The organism is Streptomyces genisteinicus (genome assembly GCF_014489615.1).
Lineage (GTDB): Bacteria > Actinomycetota > Actinomycetes > Streptomycetales > Streptomycetaceae > Streptomyces > Streptomyces genisteinicus.
In genome coordinates, this window is sequence record NZ_CP060825.1 from 3,243,702 (window position 1) to 3,262,772 (window position 19,071).

The 19,071-nt window shown below is 72.3% G+C and carries 19 protein-coding genes and 1 tRNA gene; 6 read left to right on the forward strand and 14 right to left on the reverse strand.

Features of this window, described 5'->3' with window-relative positions; genetic code table 11:
- Nucleotides 1-56 precede the first annotated feature (56 nt).
- From IAG43_RS14120 to IAG43_RS14130, 3 genes are all read right to left on the reverse strand, one after another.
- Nucleotides 57-2,192, reverse strand: a complete 2,136-nt coding sequence (locus IAG43_RS14120) for a restriction endonuclease (protein ID WP_187741105.1) — start codon at nt 2,190-2,192, stop codon at nt 57-59.
- A 162-nt stretch (nt 2,193-2,354) separates the two neighbouring features.
- Nucleotides 2,355-2,807 carry a hypothetical protein gene (locus IAG43_RS14125; RefSeq protein ID WP_187741106.1) on the reverse strand — a complete coding sequence of 151 codons (453 nt, stop codon included), beginning with the start codon at nt 2,805-2,807 and terminating at the stop codon, nt 2,355-2,357.
- Between the two features lie 145 nt (nt 2,808-2,952).
- Nucleotides 2,953-3,029 (reverse strand) — tRNA-Thr (locus IAG43_RS14130).
- A gap of 177 nt (nt 3,030-3,206) precedes the next feature.
- On the opposite strand from IAG43_RS14130, the gene IAG43_RS14135 reads away from it, so the two are divergent.
- The 3 genes from IAG43_RS14135 to IAG43_RS14145 all read left to right on the forward strand — a co-directional run bounded on the left by IAG43_RS14135 (nt 3,207) and on the right by IAG43_RS14145 (nt 5,861).
- Nucleotides 3,207-4,334 carry an ABC transporter ATP-binding protein gene (locus IAG43_RS14135; protein WP_187741107.1) on the forward strand — a complete coding sequence of 376 codons (1,128 nt, stop codon included), beginning with the start codon at nt 3,207-3,209 and terminating at the stop codon, nt 4,332-4,334.
- A 243-nt stretch (nt 4,335-4,577) separates the two neighbouring features.
- Nucleotides 4,578-5,000, forward strand: coding sequence for a hypothetical protein (locus IAG43_RS14140; RefSeq protein WP_187741108.1), 423 nt, complete (start codon nt 4,578-4,580; stop codon nt 4,998-5,000).
- 138 nt (nt 5,001-5,138) lie between these two features.
- Nucleotides 5,139-5,861 carry a nucleotidyltransferase family protein gene (locus IAG43_RS14145; RefSeq protein WP_187741109.1) on the forward strand — a complete coding sequence of 241 codons (723 nt, stop codon included), beginning with the start codon at nt 5,139-5,141 and terminating at the stop codon, nt 5,859-5,861.
- Between the two features lie 223 nt (nt 5,862-6,084).
- Here IAG43_RS14145 and IAG43_RS14150 read toward each other — a convergent pair whose 3' ends face one another.
- The 6 genes from IAG43_RS14150 to IAG43_RS14175 form a co-directional block, all read right to left on the reverse strand.
- Nucleotides 6,085-7,710, reverse strand: coding sequence for a DoxX family protein (locus IAG43_RS14150; protein ID WP_246574323.1), 1,626 nt, complete (start codon nt 7,708-7,710; stop codon nt 6,085-6,087).
- A 421-nt stretch (nt 7,711-8,131) separates the two neighbouring features.
- Complete coding sequence (gene rlmB, locus IAG43_RS14155; RefSeq protein ID WP_187741111.1) at nt 8,132-9,079, reverse strand: 23S rRNA (guanosine(2251)-2'-O)-methyltransferase RlmB; 948 nt, start codon at nt 9,077-9,079, stop codon at nt 8,132-8,134.
- Nucleotides 9,080-9,228: 149 nt separating this feature from the next.
- Entirely contained in the window at nt 9,229-10,629 is a 1,401-nt protein-coding gene (gene cysS / locus IAG43_RS14160) for a cysteine--tRNA ligase (RefSeq protein WP_187741112.1), read from the reverse strand.
- 203 nt (nt 10,630-10,832) lie between these two features.
- On the reverse strand, nt 10,833-11,339 hold the full coding sequence (ispF, locus tag IAG43_RS14165) for a 2-C-methyl-D-erythritol 2,4-cyclodiphosphate synthase (protein WP_187741113.1): 507 nt from the start codon (nt 11,337-11,339) through the stop codon (nt 10,833-10,835).
- Nucleotides 11,329-12,066: a 2-C-methyl-D-erythritol 4-phosphate cytidylyltransferase gene (gene ispD / locus IAG43_RS14170; RefSeq protein WP_187741114.1), complete on the reverse strand. Its 738-nt coding sequence runs from the start codon at nt 12,064-12,066 to the stop codon at nt 11,329-11,331. Before ispD ends, ispF begins: the two co-directional genes overlap by 11 nt.
- A 317-nt stretch (nt 12,067-12,383) precedes the next feature.
- Nucleotides 12,384-12,866: a CarD family transcriptional regulator gene (locus tag IAG43_RS14175; protein WP_003953493.1), complete on the reverse strand. Its 483-nt coding sequence runs from the start codon at nt 12,864-12,866 to the stop codon at nt 12,384-12,386.
- Nucleotides 12,867-13,510: 644 nt separating this feature from the next.
- Between IAG43_RS14175 and IAG43_RS14180 the strand changes: the two genes are divergently transcribed.
- Complete coding sequence (locus tag IAG43_RS14180) at nt 13,511-14,170, forward strand: copper chaperone PCu(A)C domain-containing protein (protein WP_187741115.1); 660 nt, start codon at nt 13,511-13,513, stop codon at nt 14,168-14,170.
- Nucleotides 14,171-14,267: 97 nt separating this feature from the next.
- On the opposite strand, the gene phoP is transcribed toward IAG43_RS14180, so the two are convergent.
- Nucleotides 14,268-14,939 (reverse strand): two-component system response regulator PhoP, encoded by a 672-nt coding sequence (gene phoP, locus IAG43_RS14185; protein ID WP_020610279.1) that lies wholly within the window; start codon nt 14,937-14,939, stop codon nt 14,268-14,270.
- 5 nt (nt 14,940-14,944) lie between these two features.
- Nucleotides 14,945-16,249 carry a two-component system sensor histidine kinase PhoR gene (gene phoR / locus IAG43_RS14190; RefSeq protein ID WP_187741116.1) on the reverse strand — a complete coding sequence of 435 codons (1,305 nt, stop codon included), beginning with the start codon at nt 16,247-16,249 and terminating at the stop codon, nt 14,945-14,947.
- A 199-nt stretch (nt 16,250-16,448) separates the two neighbouring features.
- Here phoR and phoU point away from each other — a divergent pair, with 199 nt between their 5' ends.
- Nucleotides 16,449-17,126, forward strand: a complete 678-nt coding sequence (gene phoU / locus IAG43_RS14195; RefSeq protein ID WP_187741117.1) for a phosphate signaling complex protein PhoU — start codon at nt 16,449-16,451, stop codon at nt 17,124-17,126.
- Between the two features lie 210 nt (nt 17,127-17,336).
- On the forward strand, nt 17,337-17,489 hold the full coding sequence (locus tag IAG43_RS14200) for a hypothetical protein (protein ID WP_187741118.1): 153 nt from the start codon (nt 17,337-17,339) through the stop codon (nt 17,487-17,489).
- A 58-nt stretch (nt 17,490-17,547) separates the two neighbouring features.
- Here the strand turns inward: IAG43_RS14200 and IAG43_RS14205 are convergent, their stop codons facing one another.
- The 3 genes from IAG43_RS14205 to IAG43_RS14215 all read right to left on the reverse strand — a co-directional run bounded on the left by IAG43_RS14205 (nt 17,548) and on the right by IAG43_RS14215 (nt 18,970).
- Nucleotides 17,548-17,784, reverse strand: a complete 237-nt coding sequence (locus IAG43_RS14205) for a DUF6332 family protein (protein ID WP_187741119.1) — start codon at nt 17,782-17,784, stop codon at nt 17,548-17,550.
- Nucleotides 17,785-17,909: 125 nt separating this feature from the next.
- Complete coding sequence (locus tag IAG43_RS14210; RefSeq protein WP_187741120.1) at nt 17,910-18,098, reverse strand: hypothetical protein; 189 nt, start codon at nt 18,096-18,098, stop codon at nt 17,910-17,912.
- 113 nt (nt 18,099-18,211) lie between these two features.
- Nucleotides 18,212-18,970 (reverse strand): phosphoglyceromutase, encoded by a 759-nt coding sequence (locus tag IAG43_RS14215; protein ID WP_187741121.1) that lies wholly within the window; start codon nt 18,968-18,970, stop codon nt 18,212-18,214.
- Nucleotides 18,971-19,071 lie beyond the last annotated feature (101 nt).

Consider the following 19,071-nt stretch of genomic DNA (forward strand, 5'->3'; position numbering starts at 1 on the left):
GCCGGGCGGCGCGGGGAAGACCCCTGCCGCAGCCGCCCGGCCCGTTCACGCGGGTGTCACGCCACCTCGATACCGAAGTCCCCCACCAGTTCCTCCAGCCCTCCCGTGTACCCCTTGCCACCGAGCACGAAGTCCCAGTCCCCGCTCGCCCGTCGCCGGAACGAGCCCAGGACCAGGGCCGTCTCGCCGGGCCGCCCGTCCGACACCACCAGCCGGTCCAGCTCGGCACCGGACGCGTCGCGCAGCCGGATGCCGGCATCCGTGAAACTCGCGAGATCGGCCTCCGGATCGACCTCGGGGTCTATCGCCGCGACCAGCACCAGCCGGTCCGCGGAGGCGGGCAGCCGGTCGAAGTCGACCCGGATCGCCGCACGGTCCCCGGCGAAGGACCGCATCATGCGCACCGACCCTTCGGGCGTCGCGTGGTTGTTGAAGAACACGAAGTGCTCGTCCCCGAGCACCCGTCCTCCCGTGCAGACCAGCGCACACACGTCCAGTGCGACGCCGCCTCGCCAGGACATCCCGAGGACGTTGAAGTCCTCGTCGAAATGCCCCTCACCCGCGTCGTCGGAGCCGTCGGAGGCATCCGGCACGTCCGGCTCCGGCGCCGCCGCGGCGGAGGGAGCCGGGCCCGTACCGTCCCCGAGCCGTCCGCGCAGGCCGTGCGTGTGCAGCAGCTCCACGAGCTCCGCGCCCGAGACCAGGGTCAGCGGCTTGCCGTTGGCGAAGGTGTAGGCGCCCGGCCCGAAGCCCGACGTCGTGACCAGAACGCCTTTGTTGGCGCCACCCGCCTGCACCGTGCCGAACAGTTCCCGGACCGCCGCCACCGGCACCGTCCTGCGGTACCGCTTCACCTGCACGAAGATCTTTCCGCCGCTGATGGGATCGGGATCGACGGCGTCCACGTCGACTCCGCCGTCGTTCGACCGCTGCGTCGTCATCGCCTGGAAGCCCCGCGCGCGGAACAACTCGGCCACCAGGCCCTCGAAGGCGATCGGGTCCATCGCCAGAAGATCCGGCTCCTCCCCGTCCCCGTGGGACACCACCCCGGACCCGACCTGCGCCGGGGAGCGGAGGGGACGGACGGCGGCGCGCTGATCGGGGCGGGCCGAGAGGTGCCCGCCGAGCCCGCCGGTGAGGCAGTCCACCGCGCTGACGAGGGCGAGGTTCACGGCCTGGAAGTCCGCCCGGCCGACCGACAGGGAAGCGACCACGATCCGCCCGGCCCGGCCGGTCGCCGGATCCACGTCGTCGACGAAGCCGTTGAGCACGACCCCGTCCAGTACGCCGGGCTCGTCCGCCGCGTACAGCTCCCGCACGGCCAGCAGCACGCTCTGGGCGAGGACGTCGCGGTAGAGCGCGCGGCGCTGGGCGACCGGTCGCGGCACCACCTTCTCCTGGTCCGTCCCCACCAGGTAGCGCACGCCCTTCGCCTCGGGGACCGCCTGGTAGGCCGGCAGCTCCCAATCGAGGACGAGCTGCCGGGCCGCACGGTCGTACGCGGCCGAGACCTGGCGCGGAAATCCGTCCGGCCAGGCGGCCGACGCGCAGAGGGCGGCCGAGAAGTACTCGACGACGGTGTCCGGCTCGTCCGCACGCAGCGCCCGCACCATCTCCGTGATTCCGGCGTTGTGCGTCCGGATCTCCGCGAGACGGGCCGAGGCCCATGCGTCGTACTGCCGGCGGTACGTCTCCAGGTCCGCGAGCCGCCGGGACTCGGCCGCCTGCGCCGCGTACCAGTCGTGCTCGTAGCGTGCCCGCGCCTCCTGCTGGGCCTGCGCCCTGCCTGCGGCGGTCCAGGCGCCCCCGTGAGACTGGTACCGGGAGGGGTCCGGCATCACCACGGGCTGGGCCAGCGCACCCGGGGCGAACGGCTCGACGGTCTCCTCACGCCGCAGCGTCTCCGTGCTGAACGGAGCCGCCGCACACCCCTCGGCCAGCAGCCCCTCCAGCGCGGCGACCTGCGCGTCCAACTCCTGCGTACGAAGCAGGACCTCCTGCTCCCGACGACTGCGGTACGCGGCCCGCTGCTCCCGATGCATACGCGCCATGTCCCGCGCGTGCTCCCGCTGCCTCCGGTCGTGCTCACGCTGCTGCCGTAACACCGCCAGCTGCTGGGCCTCGCGCTGCCGCTGCTGCTGGCGCTGCGCCTCGGCCCACGACGAAATCAACCCACCCGAACGCCGCCCCATCCGACGCACCTCTCCCCAGGTCCTCCGAAACACCCCCGTAGCACCCAAGTCTCGCGGATGGACGCGATGTTGGTCACATGTTCACCAACAATGCGTCAGCGCTGATCCACACCCCTCGCCTACGCCGGCGAAGGCACTCCGCGCCGCCGCCATGGGATGGAGTCAGTGGAACCAGACGACGAGGCGCACGTTCTCCGCGCCGTGGACCTCGCCGAGGATGCGCATGACACTCCAGACCCGTCCCCAGTCCGTGTCGGTCCCCGCGGCTGACGCACGGCTTCGTGTGCCGGAGGCGTCCGTCTCCTGCCAGTCGGCGGCAGCCAGCTCGGCCCAGGTCACCCATGTCGTCCCGTGCACGTATCCGGGACCGCCGCAGTCGGCGAACTCACGCCGCAGCCCTTCCGACGCGTCGTCCGGGAAGCCACGGTCCTCGGCGAGCGGACGGAAACCGAAGGAGTTGCGGACCCCGAAGAGACACGCCAGACCGTCGTAGGCGTTGCCCCCGTTCAGCAGGAGGAGATCGATACCCGCTTCCCAGACCGTGTCCTCGTCGTCCAGGCCCCACAGCCGGGCCCCCGGACGGCACTCGATCATTCCACTGACGTCGGTCGACATGACGTGATCCTGCCTGCTGCCGAAGAGCGAGCCATCCGCGTGCTCGCGACCGCCCCCGACCCGACCGCCGCCGTTGATGCCAGCCGTGGATGCCGGCCGTGGACGTCAAAGACCCCCGGCCCTGATCGGCCGGGGGTCTTTCGCCTGGAGCCCCCTGTCGGGTTCGAACCGACGACCCCCGCTTTACAAGAGCGGTGCTCTGGCCAGCTGAGCTAAGGAGGCAGCGAGAGCAGTGTAACCAACCCCCACCCCGCGCCGGCCGAAAATTTCGCCGCCTGGCAACTGCTGACAGAACCCGGTTCGCCAGGTACCGTCACGGCAGGTTCACTCCGTTGGACTACACCACTCCCTTACTCGGATCGTCCGGCACGTTCCTGCCGGTGAAGGAGCAGCATCAGCATGGCTACAGTCACGTTCGACAAGGCGACCCGTGTCTACCCGGGTTCCGAGAAGCCCGCCGTCGACCAGCTCGAGATCGCGATCGAGGACGGCGAGTTCCTCGTCCTCGTCGGCCCCTCCGGCTGTGGGAAGTCCACCTCCCTGCGCATGCTCGCCGGGCTCGAGGACGTCAACGGCGGTGCCATCCGCATCGGTGACCGCGACGTCACGCACCTGCCGCCGAAGGACCGGGACATCGCCATGGTGTTCCAGAACTACGCGCTCTACCCGCACATGTCCGTGGCGGACAACATGGGCTTCGCGCTCAAGATCGCCGGCGTGAACAAGGCCGAGATCCGCAAGAAGGTCGAAGAGGCCGCGAAGATCCTCGACCTCACCGAGTACCTGGACCGCAAGCCCAAGGCGCTCTCCGGCGGTCAGCGCCAGCGTGTGGCCATGGGCCGCGCCATCGTGCGTGAGCCGCAGGTCTTCCTCATGGACGAGCCGCTGTCGAACCTCGACGCCAAGCTCCGTGTGTCGACGCGTACGCAGATCGCGTCCCTCCAGCGCCGCCTGGGCATCACCACCGTCTACGTCACCCACGACCAGGTCGAGGCCATGACCATGGGCGACCGTGTGGCGGTCCTCAAGGACGGTCTGCTCCAGCAGGTCGACTCGCCGCGCAACATGTACGACCGCCCGGCCAACCTCTTCGTCGCCGGCTTCATCGGCTCCCCCGCCATGAACCTGGTCGAGGTCCCGATCACCGACGGTGGCGTCAAGTTCGGCAACAGCGTCGTCCCGGTCACCCGTGACGCCCTGGCCGCCGCCTCCGAGCGCGGCGACAAGACCGTCACGGTCGGCGTCCGCCCCGAGCACTTCGACGTCGTCGAGCACGGCGGCACCGCCGCGGGCACCCTCTCCAAGGACGCGCCGGCCGGACTCGCGGTCTCGGTCAACGTGGTCGAGGAGCTCGGCGCCGACGGCTACGTGTACGGCTCCGCCCAGGTCGGCGGCGAGCACAAGGAGCTCGTCGTCCGCGTCGGCGGCCGCAGCGTCCCGGACAAGGGCAGCGAGCTGCACGTCGTCCCGCGCGCCGGTGAGCTCCACGTCTTCTCGACGTCGACGGGCGAGCGCCTCAGCGACTGACACCCACCCGTGCGACCGTCGCCTCGGCGGCGGTCGCGGTGAGCCGTCCGGGCCGGGCCCCGCACCTCTCGAGGTGCGGGGCCCGGCTTCGTGTGCGGCGGGAAGCCGGTCCGACAAATACCCGGCACAACGGGGCACTTCACCCCAGGACGTCAACACGACAATCGAAAGGGAGCGCCGAACGATCACCCACGTGAGTGACTGAATGTCGCCAGACCATCACCGCCCGCTACGCTCGCCCGTGTGACCCACACAGCCCGCCGAATCGGCCGCACCCTCGCCCTCGTCCTGCCCGTCGTCCTGGTGCTCTCCGGGACCCTCGCGGTCTCCACCGTTCCGTGGGCCGGGCAGTCGACCGAGTCGCAGATGCTCACCGCGTCGTCCGAGAACGTCTCCGTACGCGCCGCGTCCCGCGCCCCCCAGGACGTACTGCGCGACAGGCTGCTCACCGAGCTCCAGGCGAAGGACCCGGGCGTCGCGCTCACCTCGCTCCAGCGCGAGGTCGAGGCACGCCCCTCGCTCGCCCAGCACTGCATGTCGATCGCCCGCGAGCTCGGCAAGGCCGCGGTCGACCGGTACGGCCCGACCCGTGCGCAGCGCTTCTCCCGGCCGGTGTGCGACACGTCGTTCGCCACCGGTGTCTCGCAGCAGGCCCTGGGCCACTGACCCACGGCACCCGGGACCGTCCGCGGCCCGGGAACTCCCGCCGGCGCGAGCGCGCCGCACCCCACCGGCACCGGGACCGGACCCGTACGCACGGGTCCGGTCCTCTTCGGGTTCCGGGCTGCGCCTATCGTTCACGGCATGCAAACGCCTACGCATCCGACGCAGGCCGTGGTCCTGGCGGGCGGCCAGGGCTCGCGGCTGCGCCCGTACACCGATGACCGCCCCAAGCCGATGGTGGAGATCCCCGGCACGGGGACGCCGATCATCGGCCACCAGCTGGCCTGGCTCGCCGCCGAGGGCGTGACCGACGCGGTCGTCTCCTGCGGCCACCTCGCCGAGGTGCTCCAGGACTGGCTCGCCGACGCCGACCTGCCGCTGCGGGTGACGACGGTGGTGGAGACCGAGCCGCTGGGCCGCGGCGGCGGACTCAAGTACGCGGCGGCCGCCCTGCCGCACCCGGACCAGCCCTGGTACGCGACGAACGGCGACATCTGGACCCGCTTCTCGCTGCGGGAGATGGCCGAGTTCCACGCGGAGCGCGACGCCGCGGCGACGCTCGCCCTGGCCCGTCCCCGGATCCCGTGGGGCGCGGTGGAGACCGACACCTTCGGCCACATCACCGACTTCGTCGAGTCGCCGCCGTCGCCCTTCCTGATCAACGCGGGTGTGTACGTGTTCTCCGCGGAGTTCACCGGGCTGCTGCCCGATGTCGGCGACCACGAGCGCACCACGTTCCCGCGGCTGGCCCGGGACAGGCGGCTCGCCGGTTTCCCGCTGCCGCAGGGGGCCTACTGGCGGGCGATCGACACGGCGAAGGACCTGCGCGAGGCGGCGAAGGAACTCGCCGCCCAGGCACGCTGACGGCATCGGACAGCCCCAGGCCCGCCCAGGCCCGCCGACGGCATCGGACAGGCGGCCCGCGCCCGGCGCCCACGGCGTCGCGCCCCGGACCGCCGAGCAGCCCCACGGAAAACCCGGCCGGGACGGCACGGAGAACCCGGCCGGGCGGTCGCCCGCTCCCCGCGCCGACGCCGGAGGGCGGTCACCCGACAGGGGTGCCGCCCTCCTCTCACGACCGCCCGCGTCAGCCGAGCAGGCCGCCGATGACCTTGCCGCCGTCGGAGCCGCCGCTGTCGCCGCCGGACCCGGTGCCCGGGCCGCCGGAGCCGCCGCCGGTGCCGGGCGAGCCGCCCGTGGTGCCGCCGCCGGTTCCGGTGCTGCCGGAGGCCGGGCCCGAACCGGTGGCCGGCGGCGGGGCCGGCTGGGAGCCGGTCGAGGGCGCCCCGGTGGTCCCCTGGGAGCGGCCGGGCTGGCCGCCGGAGCTCTGCGTCTCGCGCGGAGCGTCCTGGGCGGGCGTCGACGCCTTGGACTCCGGGGTGGAGGAGCGGGTGGCGGAGGGTGTCGGGCTGTTCTTCCGCGCGGCCGGGCTGCGCTCGGCCCCGGACTCCTGCGGGAGCGGGGCTCCCGGCAGGTGGTTGGCCGGGTCCTGGCCGGGGCCGGGGACGGTGACCATCTCGGTGGAGCGGACCGCCCCGCCGAGCATGGAGCCGATGAGCATCGTCAGGCCGACGACCACGGCGGCGACCAGGCCCCCGCGCCGCAGGACACGGCGCCGCAGGTCCCGGATCTCGGAGCGGGGCCCGAGCGTGCGCCACGCCTCGCCCGCGAGGCGGCCGTCGACGGAGTAGACGGGGGCGCCCGCGATGATCAGCGGCGACCAGGCGGCGAGGAAGATGAAGTCCGGCGCGTCGTAGACGGGGACGGTCCGCCAGCTCACCGTGAGGATCAGCACGGCGGACAGCAGCGCGCCGACCACCGCGGCGACCCGCTGCCACAGACCCAGCAGGGTCAGCACGCCCACGATGACCTGGAGGAACGCCACCGTCAGGCCCGCTCCGACCGGGTGGGCCAGCGCGAAGTCGCGCATCGGTTCGGCGAGGGTCCACGGTTCCAGGGAGCCGAGCCACCGCACCATCGAGCCGCGCTCGCCGCCGTCGAAGTAGACGGGGTCGCAGAGCTTGCCCATGCCGGCGTAGACCGAGATCAGGCCGAGCAGGATGCGCAGCGGAAGCAGGACGACGCCGAGGTTCAGCCGGCGGCCGGGGTAGTAGGCGTGCCGGGTGTGGTCGCCGGTCGCCCGGTGGCCCGCGGGCGTTCCGCTCCCGGCCCGCGCGTCGCCGTCGTCCGGGCTCAGGTCGTACGCCCCCGTGCTCCGGTCGTCGTACGGGGAGCCGTATCCCGGGTATCCGCCGGAGTCCTGGCCGTGGGCCGGGGCGTCGTAGGCGCCGACCGCCTGGCGCATGGGCGGCAGCAGCGGCCGGTCCCGGCGCTCGGCGAGCGCGGCGTCCGTCACCGCCGGGTGCTGGACGGTGTCGCCGGCCAGGTCGACCCGGGGGATGACCTGGGTGGAGCCGGTGCTGTAGGGGTCGTCCTGCTCCAGGGTGGAGTTGCGCACCGCCTGCAGCAGGCCCGTGGCACCGGCGTCCCCGGGTGCTGATCTGCCGCTCCACACGACGGGGGCCCTGCGCCGCACGACCCTGCCGGCGGCTCCTGCCCCGACGGGCACGCCCGCGCCGCCGGCCGCGCCGAAGGGGGCGAGCCGCGCGGAGTCCGCCAGGGCGCGCGCGGGGCGCGGGCTCTGCCCGAGCTGCACCCGGAAGCTGGCGTGGTTGACGATGACCTGCGCGGGATCGCAGTGCACCTTGATCATGCTCAGCGCAGGCTGATCGTCGAACCCGGACCGGGGTGTTCTGGTGTCCACACTCATCTAACCGAGTGACGCGGGTTTAGGGCACGGCCCCGGGAGGGGCTACGTGTCCGAGACCCGTCAAGAGCCCCTTGTGTGCTTTTTTGACCGCACCGCCCCCGATCCGTACCGGACCGGACACCCCTGCCCCCGGACCGCCCCGTACCGGACCGGACACCCCGCCCCGATCCCTGCCCGGCGGCGGCAGCAGGCAGCCGACGGGCGCGCACGGGCAGCTGCACGGGCCGGGCACGGGCACCTGCACCGGCACCCGCACCGGACGACGCGGACCGCCCCGGCGCGCCCCCGGAGGCCGGCGCCCGGCGGGCCGGGGTCTCCCCCGGCTCCGGCTCGGCGGCCGCCCGCCCGGGACGGCCCCGGAGGATCAGCGGCGCTTGGCCGCCTCGTAGAGCACGACGCCCGCGGCGACACCGGCGTTCAGCGACTCGGCACCGCCCGGCATCGGGATGCGGACCAGGAAGTCGCACGTCTCGCCGACGAGGCGGGACAGGCCCTTGCCCTCGCTGCCCACGACGATGACGACCGGGCCGCCCAGCGCCTCCAGCTCGCCCACCTCCGTGTCGCCGTCCGCGGCGAGGCCGACGACCGTGAGGCCCGCCTTCTGGTAGGCCTCCAGCGCCCGCGTCAGGTTGGTGGCGCGCGCGACCGGCGTCCGCGCGGCGGTGCCCGCGGAGGTCTTCCAGGCGCCCGCCGTCATCCCGGCGGCCCGGCGCTCGGGCACCACGACACCGTGCCCGCCGAACGCCGACACCGAGCGCACGACCGCGCCGAGGTTGCGCGGGTCGGTGACGCCGTCGAGCGCCACGATCAGCGGGTCCTCGCCGTCGTCGAAGGCGGCCGCCGCCAGGTCCTCGGGGTGGGCGTACTCGTACGGGGGGACCTGGAGGACCAGGCCCTGGTGGTTGAGCCCGTTCGTCATCCGGTCGAGCTCGGGGCGCGGCGCCTCCATGATGTGGATGTTGCCGCGGCCGGTGGCGAGCTGGAGCGCCTCGCGCACCCGCTCGTCGTTGTCGATGAACTGCTGGACGTAGAGGGTGGAGGCGGGCACTCCGTCGCGCAGCGCCTCGAAGACCGGGTTGCGGCCGACGACCATCTCCGAGGTGCCCTTGCCGCCGCGGCGGGCGACCGGGCGGCGCTGGGCCTGCTTGGCCTTGGCGTTGGCGATGCGGTTCTTGGTGTGCCCCTTGCGGGCGGAGGCGGGCGGCGTCGGGCCCTTGCCCTCCAGCCCGCGGCGCCGCTTGCCACCGCTGCCGACCGTCGCGCCCTTCTTGTTGGACGTGCGGCGGTTCCTGCGCTGGCTGTTCCCGGCCATGATCTACCTGTTCCTGTCAAGCTCGCTGGGACGGAGATCGGGTCCGCGTCCTCGTGTGTCTGCGTATGTGTCGGCGAATGTGTCTGCGTAGAGGTCTACGTAAGGAAGTGTGCCGCCCGGAGCTCCGGGCGGCACATCGCTTCCGTGCCTCAGCGGGCCCCGAGGGTCCACCGGGGCCCGTCGGGGCCGTCCTCGATGGCGAGGCCGGACTGGTTGAGCTGGTCGCGGATGGCGTCGGCGGTCGCCCAGTCCTTGCGGCCCCGGGCGGCCTCGCGCTGCTGGAGCACGAGCTGCACCAGGGTGTCGACGACACCGTGGAGGTCGTCCCCGCGCTCGCCCCCGCCGCCGCTCCACCGCTCGTCGAGCGGGTCGAGGCCCAGCACGCCGAGCATGGCGCGGACCTCGGCGAGACGGGCGACGGCGGCCTCCTTGTCGTCGGCCGCCAGCGCGGAGTTGCCCTGCCGCACGGTGGTGTGGACGATCGCGAGCGCCTGCGGCACCCCGAGGTCGTCGTCCATGGCGTCCGCGAACGCCGGCGGCACCTCGTCGGCGGGGGCCACGACGCCGCCGGCCTTCTCCACGACCCGCTGCACGAAGCCCTCGATCCGCGCGAACGCGGACTCCGCCTCCCGCAGGGCCTCCTCGCTGTACTCGATCATCGACCGGTAGTGCGGCGTGCCGAGGTAGTAACGCAGCACGACGGGACGCCAGTTCTTGACCATCTCGCTCACGAGGACCGAGTTGCCCAGCGACTTGGACATCTTCTCGCCGCTCATGGTGACCCAGGCGTTGTGCACCCAGTACGAGGCGAAGTCGTCGCCGAACGCCTTGGCCTGGGCGATCTCGTTCTCGTGGTGCGGGAAGATCAGGTCGAGCCCGCCGCCGTGGATGTCGAAGGCGGAGCCGAGGTACTTGTGGGCCATGGCCGAGCACTCCAGGTGCCAGCCGGGCCGCCCGCGGCCCCAGGGCGTCTCCCAGTCCGGCTCGCCCGGCTTGGTCGCCTTCCACATGGCGAAGTCACGGGGGTCGCGCTTGCCGGAGACGCCCTCGTCGGGCTGGCGCAGATCGTCGACGTCCTGGTTGGAGAGCTCCAGGTAGCCGGGGAAGGAGCGCACGTCGAAGTAGACGCTGCCCTCCGACTCGTAGGCGTGACCGCGCTCGATCAGGCCGCGCATCATCTCGACCATCTCGGGGACATGGCCGGTGGCACGCGGCTCGTAGGTCGGCGGGAGGCAGCCCAGGGCCTCGTACCCGTGGTTGAACGCGCGCTCGTTCTCGTAGCCGATCGACCACCAGGGGCGGTTCTGCTCGTCGGCCTTCTTGATGATCTTGTCGTCGATGTCGGTGACGTTGCGCACGAAGGTCACGTCGTAGCCGCGGTACTCGAACCAGCGGCGCATGATGTCGAAGTTCAGCCCCGACCTGATGTGCCCGATGTGCGGGGCGGCCTGCACGGTGGCGCCACACAGGTAGATCGAGACACAACCCGGCACGAGGGGGGTGAAGTCACGGATCTGCCGGGCGCTGGTGTCGTACAGGCGAATGGTCACGCAACCAGGGTAGTGGGCGAAGGGCAGTGCCCCATGCCCTGCGTCCGCACCGATCCGCACGCACGGCACGCGCCCCGCGCCGATCCGGACACGCCGCGCTCGCCCCGCGCCGATCCGCGAGCGCCCCACCCGGCCCGCACCGGTCCGCGAGCGCCGCGCCCGCCCCGCACCGGGGTGCCGGACGCCGCGGCGCTCGCGGCTGCTCAGGCCGTGCGCACCACGAGGGCGGTCGCGACGGCGGCCAGGCCCTCGGCCCGCCCGGTGAGCCCCAGGCCGTCCGTGGTGGTGCCGGAGACGGAGACCGGGGCCCCGGCCGCGGCCGACAGGGCCTTCTGCGCCTCGTCCCGCCGCTTGCCGATCTTCGGCCGCACGCCGATCACCTGGACGGAGACGTTGCCGATCTCGAAGCCCGCCGCCCGCACGATGCGCGCGGCCTCCTCGAGGAGGGTGACACCGGAGGCGCCGGACCACTCGGGTCGCGAGGTCCCGAAGTGCGCGCCCAGGTCGCCGAGCCCGGCGGCGGAGAAGAGGGCGTCGCAGGCGGCGTGGGCGGCGACGTCGCCGTCGGAGTGCCCGGCGAGGCCGTAGCCGTCGGCGTCCTCCCACAGCAGTCCGGCGCACCACAGCTCACGGCCGCGCTCGAAGGCGTGCACATCGGTGCCGATCCCCACCTGGGGGAGGCGGGGGAGAAGCGGGCGGTCAGAAGCCATCGTTGGCCCTCCTGCGGGCGAGTACGGCCTCGGCAAGGACGAGATCGAGCGGCCGGGTCACCTTGAACGCCTCTTCGTGCCCGGGCACCACGACCACCTTCCGGCCGAGCCGCTCCACCATGCCGGCGTCGTCGGTGACGTCCCCGGTCACGGTCCGGTGGGCCTCCGCGAGGGTCTCGTGGGCGAAGCCCTGCGGTGTCTGCACGGCACGCAGCCGTGCCCGCTCGGGGGTGGCGACGACGGGCTCGGGCTCGCCGGCGGAGGCCGGTTCGACCTCCTTGACGGTGTCCGCGAGCGGCAGCGCCGGCACGACCGCCGGGGCTCCGTCGCGTACCGCCTCGATCACGGCGTCCACGGTCTCGACGGGGACGAGCGGACGGGCCGCGTCGTGGACGAGGACGATGTCGACGCCCTCGGGCAGCGCGTCGAGGCCGAGCCGTACGGACTCCCGCCGGGTCTCGCCGCCGGGGACGACGAGGTACTCGGTCCGCTCGGGGAGGGAGTGGGAGTCGAGGAGGCGCCGGACGTCGGGGGCGCCGTCGGGCGGCGCCACGACGACGACGAGGGACACGGCACGCGAGGCGGCCATCGCGCGGACCGCGTGGACGAGCATCGGCGTGCCGTTCAGCGTGCGGAGCGCCTTGGGGGCGCCCGGCCCGAGGCGCACGCCCCGGCCGGCGGCCGGGATCACAGCGGCGGTGCGACGAGGACGCGGTTGGTCGGACATCGGTTGCACTCCGGAGGTTTGTTTCCTGAGTCGACGTGGGTATGGCCTGGTCATGCCCACGGCCGAGAGGTCGTGGGAGTGCCGGGCGCGTCGCCTTGACCGGACCCTTCCGTGACCACTGGTCTGCGCCAGCGCCCGGGCCCGGCACATCACAGCATCACATCGGCGACGCACCGTCCGTGACGGGCGTCCTGTGCAGCGAGGCGGTGCCACGGACCACACCGTGCGGACGGTCCGGGGACGGACATGCCGCAGCGCCCGGCGACAGGCTGGAGACTTCCCAGCATGTCAGCGGGCACCGCGGCATCAATCGTGCGTCAGGACGCGAGAACCTCGTCGAGCAGGGCCTCGGCCTTGTCCTCGTTGGTGTTCTCCGCGAGCGCGAGCTCGCTCACCAGAATCTGGCGCGCCTTGGCGAGCATCCGCTTCTCACCGGCGGACAGCCCTCGCTCGCGCTCGCGACGCCACAGGTCACGCACCACTTCGGCGACCTTGATGACATCGCCGGAGGCGAGCTTCTCGAGATTCGCCTTGTAGCGACGAGACCAGTTCGTCGGCTCCTCGGCATAGGGTGCACGCAGCACCTCGAAGACCCGGTCCAGCCCATCCTGACCGACCACATCGCGAACGCCGACGAACTCCGCATTGTCAGCCGGTACGCGAACCGTCAGGTCGCCCTGGGCGACCTTGAGCACCAAGTAGGTCTTGTCCACGCCTTTGATCTGGCGAGTTTCGATGGCCTCGATCAGCGCGGCCCCGTGATGGGGATAGACCACGGTGTCGCCAACCTTGAACGTCATGTGACAGGTACCCCTTCCGTGGCTATCCAGGGTAACACGAACACAGCGTGTTCTGAATGGCGTTTTCGCAGGTCAGGGCATATCTCAGGGCTTGACAACACGGACAGGAACGTGCTGCGGCCAACGAGCGGAAGGGGGTATTCGCAGGTCGGAGCCGCTGCGCGGGCGCACGGAAACGCCCACGTTACACCTCGCACAACCCTCCCCCGACGGGCTGAAAGTCCCTATTTGTCCAGCCACGGGGTGACCACTTCCCGTACTCCGTTCGATGATCGGTCACTCGTACGGAGGTGTGCCGCGCCGAATCCCGAATTGATCACCAATGATCGCGGCACGGCCCCCGTCCGCGCTTTTTCCGAAAACCCGATCGCGCGACAGAATTGATCACTCACGTTATGTGAACAGCATGTGTACCGCTCCCCGCCTAAGGCCTCCGCACACTTCCCGGCCGCCGCCCGGGACCCTCGTCCGAAAATCGCCCCTCACCCCGGGCGGTTCCCCGCCGGGCCCCGGGTGACGCCAAAGGGCGGGTCGGGTGCGGGGCGTGACGGGCCGCTCGGTAACCTGATCCCGAGCTGACGCCCAGCCCGGTGACAGCCGTTCCACAGTCCGTACGTCCGCTCGTCCAAGGAGATGCCGCCGCCGTGAGCAGCAGCCTTCGTCGCGGTGCCCTCACCGGCGCTGCCGTCGTCTTCTCGATCGCCTCGCTCTCCGCCTGCGGTGCGGGCAACAACGCGCAGACCCTGGGTGTCCGCCCGGACAACGCCGCGACCGCCGTCGACAGCATCAAGCTGCAGAACGGCACCGTCATCACCCAGCCGGAGTCCGACGCCGAAGGCCCGGCCGTCGTCTCCGTCACCGTCTTCAACGACGGCACCAAGGCCCAGACGCTGGAGTCGATCACGCTCCCCGGCTCCGACGCGAAGGTCGAGCTGAAGCCGGCCAAGGGCGGCGGCCCGCTGACCGTTCCCGCGGGCGGCCGCGTGATCATCGGCGGCGAGGGCAACGCCTCCGCCGTGATCGCCGACGGCCGCGAGGCCGTGGAGGACGGCCGCACCCAGGAGATCGTCTTCAGCTTCAGCGAGACCGGCGACGTGCGCCTCCTGGCCTTCGTCGTCCCGGCGAGCGGCTTCTTCTCCGAGTTCGGGCCCAGCAGCGTGCCCACCCCGCCGGCCGAGAAGCCCTCTCCCTCCCCGTCCGCCTCCGGCTCGCCGGACGCCTCCCCCTCCGGGTCCCCGTCGGGCTCCCCGTCCGGTGAGGCCGAGGACGCCGCCGGCGGCGACGCCTCCCCCGAGGCGGGCTGACCGCACCCCGTACACGGCCCGAGGGGGCGTCCACCGTCGCGGTGGACGCCCCCTCGGGCTGTATACGGACATCCGGACCCGGGAGGGTCCGCGCGGCCTACGGCTCGAACTTGTAGCCCAGGCCGCGGACCGTCACCAGGTACCGGGGCGCACCCGGGTCCGGCTCGATCTTGGCGCGCAGCCGCTTGACGTGGACGTCGAGCGTCTTGGTGTCACCGACGTAGTCCGCTCCCCAGACCCGATCGATGAGCTGCATGCGGGTCAGCACCCGGCCCGCGTTGCGCAGCAGCATCTCCAGCAGGTCGAACTCCTTCAGCGGCAGGTCGACCTTGCCGCCGGAGACGGTGACCACGTGGCGGTCCACGTCCATCCGCACCGGGCCGGCCTCCAGGGCCGCCGGCGTGACCTCCTCCGGCTCCCCGCGGCGGCGCAGCACCGCGCGGATGCGGGCGACCAGTTCCCGCGAGGAGAAGGGCTTGGTGACGTAGTCGTCCGCTCCTATTTCCAGGCCGACGACCTTGTCGATCTCGCTGTCCTTGGCGGTGACCATGATGACCGGCACGTTCGAGCGGCCGCGGAGCTGGCGGCACACCTCGGTGCCGGGCAGACCGGGCAGCATCAGGTCGAGGAGGACGAGGTCGGCGCCGTTGCGCTCGAATTCGTCGAGCCCCTCGGGCCCCGTGGTCGCCACCGCGACCTCGAAGCCCTCCTTGCGGAGCATGTAGGACAGAGCGTCGCTGAAGGATTCCTCATCCTCGACGACGAGCACTCGGGTCACGGAAGGACCTCCGGGGCTGGAATTTCGCTGTTCGGGTCGGTGTCGTAGAGCCGGTCGTCGTCCTTGACGACTCGATCGCGGCCTGAGTGGTCTCGGGCGGCCGCCTCGGGCAGCCGCAGGGTGAAGGTGGAGCCCTGTCCCTCGGAACTCCACACCGTGACCTCCCCGCCGTGCGAGGCGGCCACGTGCTTGACGATGGCGAGGCCCAGGCCGGTGCCACCGGTGGCGCGGGAGCGGGCGGGATCGACGCGGTAGAACCGCTCGAAGATCCGCTCCCGGTCCTTCTCGGAGATGCCGATGCCCTGGTCGGTGACGGCGATCTCGATCAGCCCGGGGCCGGACCCCGGGGACACGCCCGCGGTCCCCGGTCCGGGGACCCTGCGCGCGGAGATGCCGACCCGGGTGCGGGCGGGCGAGTAGTTCACGGCGTTCTCGACGAGATTGCCGAGCGCCGCGGCGAGCTGACCGCGGTTGCCCCAGATCCGCAGGTCGGCGGAACCGCCCTGGTCGCCCCCGTCGGGCGACCACATGTTCGAGGCCATGGTGATCTGCTTGGTGGACGCGGTGTGCCGGGAGCGGTCGACGGCCTCCGCCACCAGTTCGTCCACCCGGACCGGCTCGGAGTCCTCCAGCGGGTCGTCGTTCTGGACCCGCGAGAGGTCGATGAGCTCCTGCACCAGATTGGTGAGCCGGGTCGCCTCGATCTGCATCCGGCCGGCGAACCTGGTCACCGCCTCGGGGTCGTCGGACGCGTCCATGACCGCCTCCGAGAGCAGGGAGAGCGCGCCGACCGGCGTCTTGAGCTCATGGCTGACGTTCGCGACGAAGTCACGGCGCACCGCCTCTATGCGGCGCGCCTCGGTGAGGTCCTCGACGAGGAGCAGCACGAGGCGGGAGCCGAGGGGTGCCACCCGGGCGGAGACGGCCAGCGCCTCGCCCCGGCCGGTGCCGCGCCGCGGCAGGTCGAGTTCGACCTGCCGTATCTCGCCGTCCCTCCGGGTGTCACGGGCCATGTGCAGCATGGGTTCGACGGCGAGCTTGCCGCCGCGGACCAGGCCGAGCGCGTACGCCGCCGAGCTCGCCTTCACCACCGAGTCGGACTCGTCGAGGACGACCGCGGAGGAACGGAGAACGGACAGGACCGTGTCGACGCCGGGCGGGAGCACGGCGTCCGTGTGGAGGGAGGTGCGGGTGGGGCGCTTCTGCTCCCGCTCGCTCCAGCGGAACGCCAGCACCGCGATGACACCGGTGCACAGACCGGCAATCGCTGCTGCTGCGGCGACCGCCGCGTTCACGTCCATGCCTCCCAGGTTATGCGGGGTGCCGGGAGGTCTCCCAGCCAAACGGGTGGCACCTCGAACAGTCGTCGCTCAGAGTTCACCGAGGAGAAAGTGCCGGTTCATTTGAGGTGGAGGGTCCGGACCCCTGCGGGGCCGAACGTGGGAGCGTGGGGGTTCGGAGCCCCATCCGGACCCCGGTCGTACAAGAGAGGGACACCCCATGCGGGACGCGTACCACGAGGAACTGGACTCCATCGGCGAGGGCCTGGTCGAGATGGCCCGGCTGGTCGGGTCGGCGATCGGGCGCGCCACCACGGCCATGCTCGACGCCGATCTCAAGCTGGCGGAGAACGTGATCGCCGCCGACCAGAAGGTCGACGACCTCCAGCACGATCTGGAGGCCCGGGCGATCGCGCTGCTCGCCCGGCAGCAGCCGGTGGCCACGGATCTGCGGATCGTGGTGACGTCGCTGCGGATGAGCGCGGACCTGGAGCGCTCGGGCGACCTGGCCCAGCACGTCGCCAAGCTGGCCCGGCTGCGCTTCCCGGACCGCGCGGTGCCCAACGACCTGCACGCGACGATCCTGCAGATGGGACAGCTCGCGCAGCGTCTGATGGCGAAGGCCGCCGAGGTCATCATCACCAAGGACGTCGACCTGGCTCTGCAGCTGGAGCAGGACGACGACGAGATGGACCTGCTGCACCGCACGCTCTTCCAGCACCTGATGGACGACCGCTGGAAGCACGGCATCGAGACCGCCGTGGACGTGACGCTGCTCGGCCGCTACTACGAGCGCTTCGCCGACCACGCGGTCTCCGTCGCCAAGCGGGTCGTCTACCTGGTCACCGGCGAGCACGCGGACGAACTCCAGCAGCCGACGCAGGTCGAGGGCGCGTGACCCTCCTGCCCGGGGCCGTGTCGCAGGGGGCGGGAGGCGCCCGGACGGCGCGTTGCGGCACTGGGGGCGTGTGCGGGGGCGCTTGCGCGGATGCGCCGTTCCTGCGCCGTTGATGCCGGCGACCTGCCGCCCGTGCAATGGACTCAGGCGGCGATCCGTACGCCGGTGACACGCGTACGCCGAGGGCGTACGTCCCCCAGGAGGCACTTCATGGCCGATACCCCCATGACCGACTCCCCGCAGGAAGCGAGCCCGGCCGGCGTGGACTTCCTGCCCCTGCTCGGCGCCTGCGGATGCGGCTCGGGCTGCGGATGCGGCTGCCAGTCGGGCGCTCCGTGCCAGTGCGGCGGCTGCAGCGGCTGACGGGCCACACGGGGAAGGGGCCGTCCGGATTCCGGACGGCCCCTTCCCCGTGCCCGCCTCACTCCGGCCGGCGACGCCCGCGGTCGAACCGCCACAGCACCCGGACCACCCAGGCACCCGACACCCCCACCGCGCCCACTGCGGCGGTCCCGAGGACGGCGGTCATCGCCGTGCCCCGCAGCCCGAGGACCAGCACCGGGCTCGCCAGCGCCAGCCCGGCCACCGCCCCGAGGAACACCCCCGTCACCAGCGCGTACCCGATCTCCACCGTCCTCGCGTCCCGCTCCGCCGCCATCCCCCACGCCCCCTCCGCCGACCACCGATACCCCGGGACCTACCCACCCGGGCCCCACCCCGACGCGCCCGGTGCCGCCGGGTCCGCCCGGGTCTGCGCCCACGGCCCCGCGCCGGCTCAGCGCTTCAGCGCTTCAGGGCCCGGTAGCGCTTCAGCAGCGCGGTGATGCGCGCGTGGTCGGCGGGACCGTTCAGCTCGGCCAGCAGATCGTCGGGGCACAGCTCGTAGTGGTCCCCCCACCACTTACGCCCCCTGCTGTCCCAGATCCGGTACCCCCCGGGCACTCCTCTGGCCACGTACCGCCGCCTCGCCACAAGCCCCTCCTTCAGGACCCGGCACACTACAGCCCGGCCGGGCGTGGCAGACAGCGAAAAGCCCCCTGCCCGCTGGGAGAACAGCGGACAGGGGGCTTCCTCGTGCCGTCGGGCTACTTCTTGCCCTGGTTCTTCACGGCCTCGATCGCGGCGGCGGCCGCGTCGGGGTCGAGGTAGGTGCCGCCCGGGTTGAGCGGGTGGAAGTCGGCGTCGAGCTCGTAGACGAGGGGGATGCCGGTGGGGATGTTGAGGCCCGCGATGTCGGCGTCGGAGACGCCGTCGAGGTGCTTCACGAGGGCGCGCAGGCTGTTGCCGTGGGCGGCGACGAGGACGGTGCGGCCGGCGAGGAGGTCGGGGACGATGCCGTCGTACCAGTACGGCAGCATGCGCTCGACGACGTCCTTGAGGCACTCGGTGCGCGGGCGCAGCTCGCTCGGGATGGTCGCGTAGCGGGCGTCGCCGGACTGCGAGAACTCGGTGCCGTCCTCGAGGGCCGGCGGCGGGGTGTCGTAGGAGCGGCGCCAGAGCATGAACTGCTCCTCGCCGAACTCGGCCAGCGTCTGCGCCTTGTCCTTGCCCTGAAGGGCGCCGTAGTGGCGCTCGTTCAGCCGCCAGGAGCGGTGGACCGGGATCCAGTGGCGGTCGGCGGACTCCAGCGCGAGCTGCGCGGTGCGGATGGCGCGCTTCTGGAGCGAGGTGTGCAGCACGTCGGGGAGCAGACCGGCGTCCTTCAGCAGCTCACCGCCGCGGACTGCCTCCTTCTCGCCCTTCTCCGTGAGGTTGACGTCCACCCAGCCGGTGAACAGGTTCTTCGCGTTCCACTCGCTCTCGCCGTGGCGGAGGAGGATCAGCTTGTACGGTGCGTCGGCCATGCGCACGAGCCTAATCGACGGCGCGCGCCCCCCGCGCCGGTGACCGAGGAGCGGACTCGATTGACGGCAGCCGTCAATCGAGTGGCCACCCACGACGCCCG

What these genes read in the sequence shown, in the direction of transcription:
- IAG43_RS14120 (WP_187741105.1), bottom strand. Translation starts at nt 2,192, where the DNA reads ATGGGGCGGCGTTCGGGTGGGTTGATTTCGTCGTGGGCCGAGGCGCAG.
- IAG43_RS14125 (WP_187741106.1), bottom strand. Translation starts at nt 2,807, where the DNA reads ATGTCGACCGACGTCAGTGGAATGATCGAGTGCCGTCCGGGGGCCCGG.
- IAG43_RS14135 (WP_187741107.1), top strand. Translation starts at nt 3,207, where the DNA reads ATGGCTACAGTCACGTTCGACAAGGCGACCCGTGTCTACCCGGGTTCC.
- IAG43_RS14145 (WP_187741109.1), top strand. Translation starts at nt 5,139, where the DNA reads ATGCAAACGCCTACGCATCCGACGCAGGCCGTGGTCCTGGCGGGCGGC.
- IAG43_RS14150 (WP_246574323.1), bottom strand. Translation starts at nt 7,710, where the DNA reads ATGATCAAGGTGCACTGCGATCCCGCGCAGGTCATCGTCAACCACGCC.
- rlmB (WP_187741111.1), bottom strand. Translation starts at nt 9,079, where the DNA reads ATGGCCGGGAACAGCCAGCGCAGGAACCGCCGCACGTCCAACAAGAAG.
- ispF (WP_187741113.1), bottom strand. Translation starts at nt 11,339, where the DNA reads ATGGCTTCTGACCGCCCGCTTCTCCCCCGCCTCCCCCAGGTGGGGATC.
- ispD (WP_187741114.1), bottom strand. Translation starts at nt 12,066, where the DNA reads ATGTCCGACCAACCGCGTCCTCGTCGCACCGCCGCTGTGATCCCGGCC.
- IAG43_RS14175 (WP_003953493.1), bottom strand. Translation starts at nt 12,866, where the DNA reads ATGACGTTCAAGGTTGGCGACACCGTGGTCTATCCCCATCACGGGGCC.
- phoR (WP_187741116.1), bottom strand. Translation starts at nt 16,249, where the DNA reads ATGGACGTGAACGCGGCGGTCGCCGCAGCAGCAGCGATTGCCGGTCTG.
- phoU (WP_187741117.1), top strand. Translation starts at nt 16,449, where the DNA reads ATGCGGGACGCGTACCACGAGGAACTGGACTCCATCGGCGAGGGCCTG.
- IAG43_RS14200 (WP_187741118.1), top strand. Translation starts at nt 17,337, where the DNA reads ATGGCCGATACCCCCATGACCGACTCCCCGCAGGAAGCGAGCCCGGCC.
- IAG43_RS14205 (WP_187741119.1), bottom strand. Translation starts at nt 17,784, where the DNA reads ATGGCGGCGGAGCGGGACGCGAGGACGGTGGAGATCGGGTACGCGCTG.
- IAG43_RS14215 (WP_187741121.1), bottom strand. Translation starts at nt 18,970, where the DNA reads ATGGCCGACGCACCGTACAAGCTGATCCTCCTCCGCCACGGCGAGAGC.